We start from the raw sequence: 15,601 nt of genomic DNA on the forward strand, positions 1-15,601 counted from the left end.
TCTGATACAGTATCTCTTGCCCTCTCACATAGTCAAGCCGGATAGTTATATCCGCTTTGCTGATGGATATTGTAACACATACATTATGTAAATTCCACCATGTTCCTTCTGTATTTCAAAGGCAGAAGCTGCTGCTGAAGTGCTGTATTCTTCCTTTCCGGAATAGTAATAGCACTGCAGAATACCCTCCACAAATCTTCATAAATCTCCGGATTTCCCGGCGTCTCGTCTGTCACCTTAGGCTTTACGTTCTGAATCACAGTGCAGGCAGACTGCACAGGATGTATCATTGCCTTTTTTCTTTTCTTATCATAAATCATCCAGTTCTCGCCTTGAAAACGGTCTTGAAAATGTGTGCCCAGCATTTCCAGGATATCATTAGCAGGCTCTATTTCAGAAAAAAGTACCTGACCGCCGATTTCCCTGAACCTTAAAAATCCATAGTAATGATGCAGTTCTCTCCAGACTCTGGTTCTTAATCGTGATACCTGTCCCACATAAGCATCTGCTACATCTTCCATGATGCGGGGATCCCACTTTCCATGGAAAAAAGACTTATAAAGAGTATAAAAAACCGCAGTTCCACGATCCGGATCCGAAGAGGCTGCTGCATACCACAAATCCTGGCAGACGGCAGATCCCAGATTCTTCAGAATAGTTCTCGTTACCCGCCCGGCTTTCTCGCTGTCTGACTGTACATGATGTAATCTGGTAAAAAGCTCCATATTCTCCGGCTCACAGGTACGGATCTGAATCTGCACCTTTTTAGCTTCCATCCATCCGTCATATACAGCCGTAAAAATCCCCTCTGTACTATCCTCGCAGATAAACACTGTCTTCTCCTGATTCACAAAGCATACCTCCTCTCAATCCCATCCTCTTCTCGGTCAAAAAAAGAAAGCTGCCGGCAGGTACTGTAAAGAAGCTGCTCTGGTCTCCTGACATCTGTTATATTCCGGATAATATAATCTTCTTCCAGCTTAGTCCTGTACATCATCCTGCCATTGCAGGTAATAAAATATAATGCACGCTTCAGAACTACTCCGATCTTCTGTAAATCGGTAAAATCCAGAGAATGCGTCTTTCTTGCGCCTACAATCCTCCTGGCAGATCTGTCACCGATCCCAGGAACCCGAAGGAGCTGATAATATCCGGCTGTATTGATCTCCACCGGAAAATATTCCAGATGGCGTATTGCCCAGTTGCACTTTGGATCCAGCTGAAGATCAAAATCTGGTCTGGATTCAGATAAAAGCTCAGAAGCCTTAAATCCGTAAAACCGCAGCAGCCAGTCTGCCTGATATAGCCTGTGTTCTCTTAAAAGAGGGGGATTGGTAAACACTGCCGGAAGGGCTTTGTCTTTATTCACTGCAACAAAAGCTGAATAAAATACTCTTTTTAGTGAGTATTTCTGATAAAGAGACTCTGCCACAGACAGGATCTGATAATCATTCTCCCCAGATGCCCCTATGATCATCTGAGTACTCTGGCCAGCAGGCACAAACTGTGGTGCATGCTTAAATAAGGTCAGTTCTTCCTTACTGGCATCCCGTTGGAGCTGTATCTGCCGCATAGGTCTTAAAATAGTCTGTCTGCTTTTGTGGGGAGCAAGCCGTCTCAGCCCATCTGCTGTAGGCAGTTCCAGATTCACACTCATCCTGTCTGCCAGATATCCTGCCTGCCGGATCAGATCCGGCGATGCCCCCGGAATAGCCTTCAGGTGAATATAGCCATGAAAATGGTACTTTGTTCTTAAAAGCTGTACAGTCCTGCAAAGCTCTTCCATGGTATGATCAGGACTTCCCTTGACTCCGGAGCTTAAAAATAATCCCTCAATATAATTACGTCTGTAAAACTCCATAGTCAGACTGCATACTTCTTCTGGAGTAAAGCTAGTCCTGACCACATCATTAGAAGCTCTGTTCACACAGTATTTACAATCATATACACATTCATTGGTATATAAGATCTTTAAAAGGCTGATACATCTCCCATCAGCTGAAAAGCTGTGGCAGATCCCAGCAGCAATGCTGTTGCCCATCCCGTCAAAGCTGCCACTCCTGTCAACACCGCTGGAAGTGCAGGCAACATCATACTTGGCTCCATCTGCCAGTATCCTCAGCTTCTCCATCAGTCCCATTGATTCCTGAATTACCATAACCTGTCCCGTACCTTTCCTCCATTGATTGCTGCAAACATTTGTTCGTATCGCTATAATAGAACAAATGTTCTTTACAGTCAAGGCTATAAAACGGGACGAACATAAAAAGACAAAAAAAGAACTGCCTGTTACGGCAGCCCTCTTCTTTTACATCTGAGTAAGAACAAAAATATCATAAATTGCTTTTATTGCAGTCTCAAAATCTCTGTTTTCCACACCAATGATAATATTCAGCTCACTGGAACCCTGATCGATCATCTTAACATTTACATTAGCATGTGCTAATGCTGAAAAAATCCTTCCGGCAGTTCCTCTGGTGGACTTCATTCCCCGTCCTACTACGGCGATCAATGCCAGATCTGACTCCATTTCCACAAAATCCGGAGATACAGCCCGGTGAATCCCTGCGATCACCTGCTGTTCCTTTTCCTCAAATTCATCCTGATGCACATAAACGGTGAGCGTATCAATGCCTGACGGAATATGCTCAAAGCTGATGCCCTGGTCTTCAAATACCTGAAGCACTTTACGTCCGAATCCGATCTCACTGTTCATCATGGATTTTTCAATGTTGATAGAACAGAAGCCTTTCTTTCCTGCAATACCGGTAATGGTATACTTAGGCTTTCTGCAGGTACTTTCTACAATGAATGTGCCCTTGTCCTCCGGGTGGTTGGTATTACGGATATTAATGGGAATCCCTTCTTTTCTTACAGGAAAGATGGCATCCTCATGAAGAACCGTTGCTCCCATATAAGATAACTCACGAAGTTCACGATAGGTAATCGTCTCGATCACTGCCGGATTATCCACGATCCTTGGGTCTGTTACCAGAAATCCGGATACATCTGTCCAGTTCTCATACATATCCGCCATGATCGCCTTTGCAACAAGAGATCCTGTCACATCTGAGCCACCTCTTGAAAAGGTCCGTACCTTCCCGCCATCCTCAGCCCCGTAGAACCCTGGAATAACTGCTTTTTCACATTTTGCCAGTCTTTTTCCAAGAAGCTTATTCGTCTTTTCAGCCTCAAGAACCCCGTTCTTATCAAAACGGATCACTTCTGCAGCATCCACAAACTCATAACCAAGATAGGCTGCCATTACTTTACCATTGAGGAATTCTCCTCTTGATGCAGCATACTCTTTCCCTGCATGTGCTGAAAAATCAGCCGCAATCTGCTCAAATTCACTATCCAAGGAAAGTTCAAGAGAAAGTCCCCGGATGATTTCCTGGAAACGCTCCTTGATCGCCTGAAGCTTTCCGTCAAATGCTTGGCCTGCTTCAGCAGCTTCATAGCAGGAATACAGCATGTCTGTTACCTTTGTATCTCCGTCAAAACGCTTTCCCGGTGCAGAAGGTACAACGTATCTGCGGCTTTCCTCGCTTCTGATGATCTCCCCTACCTTTTGGAACTGTTCCGCATTGGCAAGAGAGCTTCCTCCAAATTTTACAACTTTTTTCATAATAGTAATTACTCCTCGCTGCTTTTTATAATGCCCTGACGCTATTGTAAAAAAAAGTAACAAAATTTGCAAGTACTTCTTTTAAGATTTAAAATCACAGCTTCTAAGATTTAAAGGTCTAAGATTTAAAGTCACACAAACCAGCTGTTTTTACTTTTCCTTGGGCTTCTTGTTTATGCTCTCTGTCACATCCAGCACTGTCAGAATATTTCCCACAACTTTAAAATGGATATCTTGTCTGCCGAATGCCATGCCATATTCCCTGTCAGGGTCTTTCTGGTAGCCTGGTCGTGGATCATCTGCCAGCACAGCCACCAGCGCTTTTCGCAATTCTTCTGGAACTCTTCTTAACAGCCCCTCCGGGAAATCCACTTCCAGCTTATGATCCTGTATTCTTTCTGTAAAGCCGGCCCTGCCCTCCGGATGGCTGTCTGCCTCTGGAAGATAGGGCTTTATGTCATAAATGGGAGTACCATTCATCAAATCTGCTCCTGAAACATACAGTACAGGCCCAAGTTCCTTTGTATATTCCACCTTTTCCAGTTTTACAGCAGAAAGGCCTACCGGATTGGGCCGATAAGGGGATCTTGTGGCAAAAACTCCTTTTCGTATATTTCCACCAAGCCTTGGCGGCCGGACCGTAGGAGACCAGTCATCCCGCACAGCCTGTGAGAATTCCCAGATCAGCCAGATATATGTGTATTCTTCCAATCCGCGAAATGCCTCTGGCTTTCTGTATTCCGGTTCAAATACAATCTTCGCCTTCAGTTCCCTGATCCTTCCACTTTGATGAGGAATCCCGAACTTTGATGGGAAATCATTCTGGATGTGTGCAATTATCTTCATGCTCTGTATTTCCGGATGATCTCATTTGCCTTTGCATAAATCTCTTCCGGATCCTCTCCTATGCTGAATAACCCATCTTCATAAAGAATACTTCCATTAACCATAGTAAGCTTTACATTTTCCTTACTTCCACTGTATACAAGATTCTTTACCAGGTTATTCTCAGGCTGCATATTCGGCCTGTGAAGATCGATCATAACAAGATCTGCCAGTTTTCCTTCTGCAAGGCAGTCACAATCGTCCAGACCGCAGCATCTGGCTCCCTCTGATACAGCCATTTTAAGGACCTGATCTGCCCCTACAGCGGAAGCATCTTTTTCACGCAGCTTCGCAAGTCCGGTGACAAGGAACATTTCCCTGAACATATCCAGGCAGTTGTTGCTGGCCGGTCCGTCTGTACCAACAGCCACAGGAATACCCAGATCCAGCATTTTCTGTACAGGAGCGATTCCACTGGCAAGCTTGGTATTTGAGCCAGGATTTGTCACCACATACAGCTTTCTTCTCTTAAATATGTCCAGATCTTCCTGGGTCATATATACGCAGTGATAACCACCTCCGCCATACTCCCACACACCCAGTTTGTCAAGATACTGGGTTGGTGTAACACCATTTCTTTCGATACACTGACGTACCTCTGCTTCTGTCTCAGAATTATGGGTGAACACAGGTGCCTGATATTTCTGTGCAAGTCTAGCCACTTCTTTCAGCCGGTCCTGGCTTGTGGTATATTCTGCATGAAAGCCCAGACAATAGCGGATCAGCGGATCATACGCATTATACTTTATGTAGTCCTCTTCCATCTCCCTTGGACTGGATGAAAAGTCATTCATAGGAGATACCAGAACTGTACGGAATCCACAGTCTACACTTGCCTTTGCGATCTGCTCAGGATAAAAATACATATCAAAGTTAGAAGTGATCCCACTGGTAAGATACTCCAGGATCGCCAGTTTTGACAGATGATACACATCCTCAGGCACTAACTTAGCTTCCATGGGAAAAACCTGCTTATTCAGCCAATCCAGCAAAGGCAGGTCATCTGCAAAAGACCTAAGAAAGGTCATGGCTGAATGGGTATGTGCATCCTTAAACCCAGGGATCAGCAGGTTCTCTTTTACATCAATCTCTCTGTCCCAGGCATTTTCCCCATAAGCATCCTGTGTTTTTTCAGGACCTATATAAGCAATCCTGTTGCCTACCACATGAAGTTCTCCCTGGATGATCTGAAAATCCTTATCCAGGATCCTGGCATTATAAAAACGGGTATTCATCAGTCATCCTCCTTTTCCTCTCCAAAAAGTGCAGCCAGGCTTTCTTCGTAAGGTGCTCTGCAGATTCCTTTTTCTGTAACGATTCCAGCGATCAGCGTATGATCTGTTACATCAAAAGCAGGGTTGAAACATTTTACAGATTCCGGAGCCATAGGCTGCTTATAAAACATCTTCTTGATCTCGTCCGGATTTCTTTCCTCGATCTTGATCTGTTCTCCTGTAGGACAGTTCATGTCAATCGTTGAAGTAGGTCCAAGCACATAAAATGGAATGTTATAATACTTTGCCAGGATTGCCACACCGCTGGTACCGATCTTATTGGCAGTATCTCCATTGGCAGCTACACGGTCGCAGCCTACAAAGCAGGCCTGTACCCAGCCATTTTTCATCACCATACTCGCCATGTTATCACAGATCAGTGTAACATCGATCCCAGCTTTATCCAGTTCATAGCTGGTCAGTCTGGCTCCCTGAAGCAACGGACGGGTCTCATCTGCAAATACATGGAAGTTCATGCCCTGTTCTTTCCCAAGGATCAATGGACCAAGGGCAGTACCGTACCTGGATGTTGCAAGCGGCCCTGCATTACAGTGGGTAAGGATCCCATCACCATCTTTAATAAGACTTAGCCCATACTGGGAGATCTTCTTACACATGGCAATATCTTCCTGATGAATCTTTCTGCATTCTTCTCCAAGAAGCTTTACGATCTCCTTAACAGGAAGTTTTTTATGCTTATATGCAGTCTGTTCCATCCTGTTGATCGCCCAGCTAAGATTCACAGCCGTAGGACGGGAGCTGTTCAGATACTCTCCATACTCTCTCAGTTTTTGATAAAAAGCGTCAAAGCTGTCTGTATCAATCGTCTGGGCCAGACAGTACATCCCATATCCTGCACAGATTCCAATAGCCGGAGCACCTCTCACCCGCAGATGAAAGATTGCTTCATAAATATCTTCCGCTGTCTCTAATGTAAGATACTCAGCAAGATTGGGAAGCTTTGACTGATCCAGGATCACTACATACCTGCCGTCTTCTGACAGTCGTACATGATCCATATCCACTTTCTGACTTGTCTGTTCCATTAATACTATTCCTCCTTTAATTAACCGCTTTACACTGCCTCCCGGCATTTATCAATAATCATATAATATTCAAGTCGAGCAGGATTTCTCCCATAGCCTTAATGCTTTCTGTAACAAGGCTGCGAAACAGCGGTGCAACCCTGTCTGCTGTTTCTTGTACCTCTTCATGGGTAAGCGGATTCTCTGTCATGCCACAGCCAAGATTGGAAATACAGGAAATCCCGCAGATCTTCATGCCCATATGGTTCGCTGCGATGGCCTCACAGGCAGTACTCATACCAACCGCATCTGCTCCCAGGGTACGGCACATACGTACTTCTGCCGGTGTTTCAAATGCAGGACCTGTCAGCTGGATATAAACGCCCTCTTTAAGATCGATTCCCAGCTTACCGGCAGCATTTCGGATCACCTGCTGCAGATCAAGATCATACACATGACTCATATCACAGAAGCGAAGCCCCAGTTCATCAATATTCGGCCCGATCAAAGGAGATGGCACAAAAGATCCTATCTGATCTGTGATCATCATCAAATCCCCTGCTTTAAAATCAAAGTTTACGCCACCTGCCGCATTCGTAAGGAACAGTACTTCCGCACCCATCAGCTTCATCAGCCTTGTAGGCAGAACCACATCGGAAATAGAATAGCCTTCATAATAGTGAACCCTTCCCTGCATTGCCACTACAGGCACATCCCCCACATATCCGAAAACAAAGCGTCCCTTATGACCAGGCACTGTTGATACGGGAAATCCCTGGATCTGGCTGTAATCCAATGTCTGTACCACTTTCATTTCCTGAATATACTCACCAAGTCCAGAGCCCAGTATAAGGGCTGCTTTTGGTTTAAAATCTACTTTTTCCTTTACACTTTCATAGCATCTTAATAATTTTTCATATACTGGATTCATTTGTTTCCTCCTTTTTCTGCTGATAATTTCTCGAAATCTTCAGTCCAAATTAAGAATTGCGGCAGCCATGCCGACTACCAAAATATTCCAAGTTTGGACCTGCTTCGAGGACTCCATCCTGCATGCAGCATTCTTAGTTTCTGTCTATTGATTTTAAATCAAGAGAATTTTTATATTGTTATATATTTCTTAACCTTTTACAATTCTTTTGCTGTTAAGGCCTTTCTCTTTCAAAAGTTTTTTGTATGTCTTCATTTTATTTCCAGATACTTTTGCCGTAGTTATCTTAGGTGTACCTTTAAATGCTTTTTCGGAAACTGTTTTTGCTGTCAGCTTTCTGGTTTTGATTATAATTGTTTTCAGTTTCTTGCAGCCACTGAATGCATAAGAACCAATCTTTGATACATTCTTGCCGATAACAACTGTTTTCAGTCTGGCTGTGCCTCTGAAAGCATTATTTCCAATTGACCTGATGTTGTTTCCGATTGTTACTTTTGTTATTTTCTTATTGTTTCTGAACGCATTATCCGCAATCTGCGTAATTTTATACGTCATACCGTTTATTTTTACAGTATTCGGGATTATAATTGTTTTCCTGTTTTTACTCACCGGAGTAATGAAATCCACTTCTTTTTTCACTGCATTTGTAATTATATATTTTCCGGTCTTCTTATCGTCAACTCTTCCAACATTTGACTGTGACTGCTGTGGTTTCTGTGTTGGCTGTGGTGTTGGCTGTGGTTTCTGCACCGGATGTGTTGGCTGCGGCCTCTGCGTTGACTCTTTTTTAGGAATAGACTCCATTCTTGTCTTATTACATTTCTCACAGGTGTATATTTTTATACCTTCTGAATCCTCATCAGGTTCTTTTGTTATTTTACCCACATCCCAGATATGACCAAATGCCTTGAGGATTATTCCACCCTCTGTATAATTACACCTTGAACAACCGATCACCGCTTCTTTTCCATCCACCTCACAGGTCGGCTCAACTTTCTCTGAAACTATTCTTGTCATATCATGACCGAGGGCTTCTGTCTCTGTTCCGGCTTCAAGCAGTTCCTTACATCCTTTACAATAAATATCCCCTGTGTACCCTGCTTCCAAACACGTTGCAATCTTTTTATTTTTTATTTCAGTTTCTCCTGTATGGTTTGATGCATCTTTCTCACCATATGTCTGACGACAGACTTCACAGACTGCCGGTGATGTACAGGTTGCCCTGCCGCCAGTGTGATTCTTTTTACTTATGTCTGTTAAAAAGTTACAATTGTTAAAACCGTATGGTCTTACACGACAGCTTGTTACGGTTATTTTGGTCAGAGTTGTGGGAATCAGATAATATTTTCCATCATACCTCGTCCATGTGTAACCAGGCACTTTTGTTGTTGTAGACTGAAACCACCAGCCAAGATGTCCAAGGTTGTCTGCTGCGGTTCCTATAAAAGGCACTGTAAGTTCCTGTAGAGAATTCATATCTTCAAAAACCTTTGAACCCAATAATGTAACTGTATCAGGAATCGTAAGTTTCGTAATTCCCCTGCATCCACTGAATGCAGAAGAAAATATCTTCGTAACATTAGATGGAATATCTATATTTGACAGCGATGTGCAGCCCGTAAATGCTGCTTCTCCAATTGACTTTACTGAACTGCCAATTATTACTTCTTTCATATTTCCGGCATAGAAAAATGCACGATCCCCAATAGTTTCAGGTCCATTTATCACAGCTTTCTTAATCTCTGTCATATGACTGTACCATGGAATATCATGATACATGTCTTTTGAATAATCTGTCATTCTGCCGCTTCCACTGATTGTCAGTGTTCCCTCATCATCCAATATCCACGTACAGGTTTTCCCGCAATTTCCACTTGACGCAGCACTGACAACAAAACTACTCATAAACATCATACATACAACAACAAAAGCCCCTATGAGAAATCGTTTGATTTTCATTTTATCCCCCCAATATAAAAAATAATCTCTCGGAATCTTCAGCCCAGTAAAATCAGGCTTTCAGATCCATCTTTAGGATTTACACCCATGAGTTTTTAAAGTTCAATGCCAGCGTTTCGCAGGCATGAACAATCAGCATTCCGAGAGATCATGCTGGATCTTCTTGTAAATAAAATCGCATATTCCTGACGCAGTGTCAGGATCTACGTTTTCTTTCTGTTTTTCCATCATATTTGATGCCATATTCTGGTCATTTAAAAGGAAGAGTCCCTGCTTAACCTGCCCTTTCACTGTTTTCGCAGAAACACTCATGCCAAGCTTTACGAAAAACTTCCTGTTTGCACTTTCACAGCCTGGGATAGGGTCCGTATGCACCATAGGCACCCGGACAGCTGCAGCCTCTGTAGACGTAAGACCTCCTGGCTTTGTAAACAATACATCACAGGCCTTCATGTAAAGCGCCATCTGACTGGTATACCCGATAACATGGACTCTTTCTTCCTTTAGAAATTCTTTTTTCATACCAGTCTCAATCTTACGATTGCTTCCACAGACCACAAAAATCTGTGCTTCTTTTGTTTCTTCCAAAAGAAGCTTTACGATCCTTGCCAGATCTCCGGCTCCCATACTTCCTCCTGCCACAAGAATATATCTGCCATCACTTAATAAGCCCAGTTTATTTCTGGCATCTTTTTTTGAGATATCCTTTCTACAGGCAGCTGCCACCGGAATCCCCACAGGGATCAGCTTTTCCTTTGGAAGTCCTCTGCGGATACAGGATGGAATCAGCCTTTTATGTGGAACCGTATAATAATCACAATCTGTTTCTTCCCAGAATGGAATGCAGGTATAATCTGTCATAATCGCAACGGTAAGGGGCAGTTCCATTCCTTTACGCTTCATGTATGTGATGGTTTCTGCTGGATACAGATGTGGCATTATGATCACATCTACAGGATTTTCCTGAAGATATTCATCCAGATATCTGGCCATCCTGCCGTTCAGGTAATAAACCGGCGACTTTTTCATCAACCTGCTGACCAGCATTCCCAAATGGTATGCCACTCCGAAAAGCTTTGGAGTTTTCTTTACGATCTGAACATATCCGTTCCCTACGATCCTGGATACTCCTTGTCCTGCAAGGGTAAGATAATCCAGTACATACGCCTCGTCCCCCCTGGAAACAAATTCCTCTGCAATAGCCCGTCCTGCCGAATTATGGCCTCCACCTGTATTACATGATAAAATCAGTGCTTTCATCCTGCGATCCCTTTCTTTTTATTCATACTGCAGCTTTCTCTTCCCTGGATTCCTCTTCTGTACAGATGCAGTGCTTATACGCCACAATACCGGACAGGAGCAGCACACCTGTCAGCACAGCAGGCGGTTCTGCGGTAAAAAAACAAGACAAGCCTACACATGCAAAGGTGATCAGGCTTCTTTTCCTATGAGACCTGACAGGCAGTACCAGAGAAAAAAGAAGGTAAAAGATCACAAGGCTGATAAATGGACGATACACTGGAAACAGCCCAGCCAACACCCCAAAGCTTACAGCTATAGCCTTTCCACCTTTACCACGGTGGAAAATCGAAAACGCATGTCCTGCCACTGGTGCCGCCATCACCCCTGCAAACCAAAGGGAATCCATGCCAAGCTGTCTGCCACACAAAAATACAGGAAGAAAACCTTTTGCTAATTCACTTAACAAGGTAAGGATCCCACAGCCGATCCCTCCATATACAAATGCATTATAGGTTCCAGGATTGCCATCTTCTGAAAGGCGCCTTACATCTACTCCTTTAAAAATTTTGGGATACTCCAGTGCAAAAAGCATGCTTCCTGCCAGATACCCCACAGCCATATAAAAAATATATCTATGATCCACTGTCAAAACTCCTGATTTTCAGCGGTTCAGTGTTTCTATAAAATACTGTCTGCTGAATTATGATTGATCGTCTTTACAAAATACCTTGATCTGCCGGAAAACAGATCCCCATCAGCTTACGTGCCTCATCCATTAGCTTCATTTCCATTCTGGAATACTGATCATAAGCCTTTATTTCTTTATGATTAAGAATACAATCTGCCCATATGCCTGCCTCATAGACCATATCATCCGGATCCAGATCAATGGAAATCTGTTCTGTTTCTCCATTCCTATAGCAGATTGTAAGCTCCTGCACACAGCCAACCTCACTGATCAGCATATTGGCTTTTTCTCCCTGGATCTGACTGGGAGAACTGCTGTCTGTAATCTTGGAATAAATCAGTTCTGCCTGTTTATCCGGATATATACCGATAATAGTACCTGCTCCGTCCACACCATTTTCAAGGAAGACACCCTGTGCCTGGATCTTATCAGGCATTCCGAACAGCATGACAAGAGCATACACGCAGTATACTCCTATGTCCATTAATGCCCCATTTGACAATTCCGGTTTAAACGCATTTTCAATGATCCCTTTTTTGAAATTATCATACCTGGAAGAATATTGACAATACTGAAGTGTTGCTCTGCGGATCTGTCCCAGTTTGGGCAGATTTTCCTGTATTACCTGATAGCCAGGTGCAAAAATCGAACGCATGGCTTCCAGAAATACCACATGGTTTCTTTGGGCAGCCTGCTGCATCCTTTCCAATTCTCTTTCATTACTTGCCACAGGTTTTTCTACAAGTACATGCTTACCATGCTCCATCAGAAACACAGCCTGCTCACAATGAAGAAAGTTGGGACTTGCAATATATACTCCATCAATATCAGGATCCTGAGCCAGCCCCTCCAAGGTTGTATAATACTTTTCCACCCCGTATTCTGCCGCAAAATCCTTTGCTTTTTCTTCGCTTCTTGAATAAACAGCCTGATATTCAATCAGCGGACACTTGGCAATCCCTGCCAGAAATCTTCTTACGATCTTACCTGTCCCGATGGTTCCAATCCTTATCTTACCATTCACACCCATTTCTTCCCCTTTTCTTTATGTTTCTTTCTTCAATTTAATCATCTGCCAGTTTTAAAAGTTCCCTGCCCTTTTCCAGACGCTGATAAAATTGACTGTAGAAATCCATCTGCGGATCATATGGTTTCTGATAAAAACTGTTCACCACATACAGATTCAGATTACGAATCAGATCTGAATCCTGTGCATCATACAAAACCTTCTGTACATCCAGAAGAAAGTAATGCCAGTCTGCTACAAATTTTTCGTATTGCTTCAGATCAGGAGTATCGATCCATTTTTTTACTTTTATTTTGCTTCTATTAGTCTTTTTACATTCATGAATCTGAAGAAAATACTGAAAACCACCATCCTGGTAATATCGTCCCAGAGGAAACAGCCTGCAAAACCCTGGCCGTATAGGATGAATACTGCATCTGCCTTCTTTGTTCAGGAAAACACATTGCTCATCCCTTCCTGTCATCCGAAGGTGAGGCAGGATATTCCCATCTGCCACATCAAAATCCATACATATGGCAGCCAGTTCCTCACAGCTTTTCCCAAGACCGCAGCCAAGCCGATACACATCCAGAGGATCCAGTACCAGTGTATCCCCCATTCCCTGGCAGCAGTCACTGCAGCCTGTGCAATCCTGACAGTCTGCCTTTACCATGTCATTTGCTCCATATAATTTTCCGTCAGAAATCTCTTCCAGTGATACATCTCGGCGCATCTTAATCCCTATCCTTTATCCTTAATCCAGTTTCAGTCCGGCCAAAGCCTGTGCAAAACTGTTATTTACAGGCTCCTGGCTTTCTTTTTGCTGCTGGCGCATATATTTCTGTACATCTTTTTTGTTTACGCCTGCACCTTCCTTTGCCCTCCTTGCCTGAAAAGCAGACAGCTTCTCTTTATAGCCGCACACACATACAAATGTTTCTTCTTTTCCTTTTACCAGCATTTCCATACGCTTATGGCATTTAGGACAACGGGCATTTGTATTTCTTGAAACTGTTTCTTTGTAACCGCATTCCCTGTCCTGGCAGACCAACAGCTTTCCATTCTTTCCGGTAACTGCCAGAAGCTTCTTCCCACAACGTGGACAGTTCTTATTTGTCAGATTATCATGTCTGAAGGTTCCCTGTCCTTCTTTGATCTCGTCCACGATTTCACAGGTATACTCCCTGATTTCTTTCATGAATGTGTGCTGTTTCATCTGCCCCTTTGCAATCCTTGACAGCTTCATCTCCCAGCTGGCTGTCAGTTCCGGTTTTTTCAGATCTTCTGGAACAAGCTTAAGCAGCTGCTTTGCTTTGGATGTAAGATAAATCTCATTTCCTTTCTTTTCCATAAGGAACGCATGAAAAAGCTTCTCAATGATATCTGCCCTGGTGGCTACTGTGCCCAGCCCTCCGGTCTCACCAATGGTTTTCACAGCTGCTTTGTCTTTTGTCTGCATAAACCTTACCGGATTCTCCATGGCGGCCAGTAGAGTGGCTTCTGTAAATCTCGCCGGAGGCTTTGTCTTTCCTGATGTGATCGTCACCTGTCCTGCCTCAAATACAGTCCCCTGCTTTACCTCCGGAAGCTTTTGATCCCTGGGAGCAGTATCATCCGTATCTTCCTCTTCAGAAAAAACCTCCTGATAGATTTCCTTCCAGCCCAAGCTTCTTATGATCCTGCCGCCTGCTGTAAAAATCTCACCGGCTGCCTTCCCTTCCATAGTCACCTGCTCATACAGGCTTGCAGGATATAAAACTGCCAGAAAACGCCGGACCACCAGATCATAAATCTTACGTTCTTCATTGGTCATATGATCCAGCTGCACAAACTGCTCTGTAGGTATGATGGCATGATGGTCACTTACTTTTTTGTCATCCACAAAACTGGTACTTGCCTGAATAGGCCGTGTAAGCAAAGCACCTGCCAATTTTCGGTAAGGACCTGTACCACAGGCCTTCAGTCTTTCCTTTAAAGTAGGCACGATATCCTTTCCTATATACCTGGAATCTGTTCTTGGATATGTAAGTACCTTATGATTCTCATAAAGGCGCTGCATGATATTTAACGTTTCTTTCGCAGAAAAGCCAAACTTCTGATTGGCTTCCCTTTGAAGGGTTGTTAAATCATACAGACCTGGTGCCATTGTTTTTTTCGCCTTTTTCTCTACAGACACCACCTGAAGGGATGTATTTGCAACTTCCTTTGCCAGCTTTACAAGTCTTTCCTGTTGAAAAGAACGAAAGCTGCCACTTTTGGAATCTTTCCAGGTCCATCGGATATTACCTGCCGTCAGGGTCAGTCCATAATATTCTTTTGGTACAAATTCTTTAATTTCTTCTTCCCTTTGTGCAATCATAGCAAGCGTAGGAGTCTGAACCCGTCCACAGGACAGCTGGGCATTATACTTGCAGGTCAGTGCCCTAGTACCATTGATGCCCACCAGCCAGTCTGCCTCTGCTCTGGCTGCTGCAGCCTGATACAGATAATCGTAATCATGTCCATCCTTCAGGCTGGAAAATCCCTCTTTGATCGCTTTGTCTGTTACGGATGAGATCCACAGCCTGCGGATAGGCTTGGTACACCCTGTCTTATCAAGAATCCACCTGGCTACAAGTTCCCCCTCACGGCCTGCATCTGTGGCAATGATCACCTGGTCTACATCTTTTCGGTAAAGCTGGGTCTTCACAGCCCCGAACTGCTTGGCAGTCTGCCGGATCACCACCAGACGCATATACTCCGGAAGCATAGGCAGGGTGCCCATCTCCCACTTTTCATACTTGCGGTCATATTCCTCCGGATCTGCCAGCGTCACAAGATGTCCAAGTGCCCATGTAACAATATATCGGTCTCCCTCCAGCATCCCATTGCCCTTCTTGCCGCAGTGCAAAACTCTGGCAATATCTCTGGCTACAGAGGGTTTCTCTGCAATTACTAAAGACTTCATTCTCTCACTCCCTGAT

13 protein-coding genes are annotated in these 15,601 nt (G+C 43.8%); all 13 read right to left on the reverse strand.

The genetic code is table 11. The features are described 5' to 3' along the window. Positions 1–83: 83 nt before the first annotated feature. The 13 genes from AB5916_RS10810 to AB5916_RS10870 all read right to left on the reverse strand — a co-directional run bounded on the left by AB5916_RS10810 (position 84) and on the right by AB5916_RS10870 (position 15,585). Positions 84–851 (reverse strand): TIGR03915 family putative DNA repair protein, encoded by a 768-nt coding sequence (locus tag AB5916_RS10810; RefSeq protein ID WP_368190765.1) that lies wholly within the window; start codon positions 849–851, stop codon positions 84–86. Next, positions 848–2,158 (reverse strand): putative DNA modification/repair radical SAM protein, encoded by a 1,311-nt coding sequence (locus AB5916_RS10815; protein ID WP_368190766.1) that lies wholly within the window; start codon positions 2,156–2,158, stop codon positions 848–850. The genes AB5916_RS10810 and AB5916_RS10815 overlap by 4 nt, the downstream gene beginning before the upstream one ends. A 150-nt stretch (positions 2,159–2,308) precedes the next feature. Beyond that, positions 2,309–3,628 carry an aspartate kinase gene (locus AB5916_RS10820; RefSeq protein ID WP_368190769.1) on the reverse strand — a complete coding sequence of 440 codons (1,320 nt, stop codon included), beginning with the start codon at positions 3,626–3,628 and terminating at the stop codon, positions 2,309–2,311. A gap of 150 nt (positions 3,629–3,778) precedes the next feature. Beyond that, complete coding sequence (tsaA, locus tag AB5916_RS10825) at positions 3,779–4,474, reverse strand: tRNA (N6-threonylcarbamoyladenosine(37)-N6)-methyltransferase TrmO (RefSeq protein ID WP_368190771.1); 696 nt, start codon at positions 4,472–4,474, stop codon at positions 3,779–3,781. Beyond that, positions 4,471–5,748: an amidohydrolase gene (locus AB5916_RS10830; protein WP_368190772.1), complete on the reverse strand. Its 1,278-nt coding sequence runs from the start codon at positions 5,746–5,748 to the stop codon at positions 4,471–4,473. Before AB5916_RS10830 ends, tsaA begins: the two co-directional genes overlap by 4 nt. Further along, entirely contained in the window at positions 5,748–6,833 is a 1,086-nt protein-coding gene (mtnA, locus tag AB5916_RS10835; RefSeq protein ID WP_262582640.1) for an S-methyl-5-thioribose-1-phosphate isomerase, read from the reverse strand. The genes AB5916_RS10830 and mtnA overlap by 1 nt, the downstream gene beginning before the upstream one ends. 58 nt (positions 6,834–6,891) lie before the next feature. Continuing rightward, entirely contained in the window at positions 6,892–7,743 is an 852-nt protein-coding gene (locus tag AB5916_RS10840; RefSeq protein WP_158420634.1) for a purine-nucleoside phosphorylase, read from the reverse strand. A 189-nt stretch (positions 7,744–7,932) separates the two neighbouring features. Then, entirely contained in the window at positions 7,933–9,702 is a 1,770-nt protein-coding gene (locus AB5916_RS10845; RefSeq protein ID WP_368190774.1) for a leucine-rich repeat protein, read from the reverse strand. Between the two features lie 132 nt (positions 9,703–9,834). After that, positions 9,835–10,962: a glycosyltransferase gene (locus AB5916_RS10850; protein ID WP_368190776.1), complete on the reverse strand. Its 1,128-nt coding sequence runs from the start codon at positions 10,960–10,962 to the stop codon at positions 9,835–9,837. Between the two features lie 22 nt (positions 10,963–10,984). Further along, a complete protein-coding gene (locus AB5916_RS10855; RefSeq protein WP_368190777.1) occupies positions 10,985–11,587 on the reverse strand; it encodes a glycerol-3-phosphate acyltransferase in 603 nt (200 codons plus the stop codon). Positions 11,588–11,660: 73 nt separating this feature from the next. Next, positions 11,661–12,656, reverse strand: coding sequence for a Gfo/Idh/MocA family protein (locus AB5916_RS10860; RefSeq protein WP_368190778.1), 996 nt, complete (start codon positions 12,654–12,656; stop codon positions 11,661–11,663). A 40-nt stretch (positions 12,657–12,696) separates the two neighbouring features. Continuing rightward, positions 12,697–13,371, reverse strand: a complete 675-nt coding sequence (locus tag AB5916_RS10865; protein ID WP_368190779.1) for a YkgJ family cysteine cluster protein — start codon at positions 13,369–13,371, stop codon at positions 12,697–12,699. Positions 13,372–13,392: 21 nt separating this feature from the next. Beyond that, positions 13,393–15,585: a DNA topoisomerase III gene (locus tag AB5916_RS10870; protein ID WP_368190781.1), complete on the reverse strand. Its 2,193-nt coding sequence runs from the start codon at positions 15,583–15,585 to the stop codon at positions 13,393–13,395. Between the last annotated feature and the right edge of the window lie 16 nt (positions 15,586–15,601).

It is taken from the genome of Blautia sp. 1033sp1_1033st1_G9_1033SCRN_220408 (genome assembly GCF_040929965.1).
GTDB classification, from domain to species: Bacteria; Bacillota; Clostridia; order Lachnospirales; family Lachnospiraceae; genus Blautia_A; species Blautia_A ammoniilytica.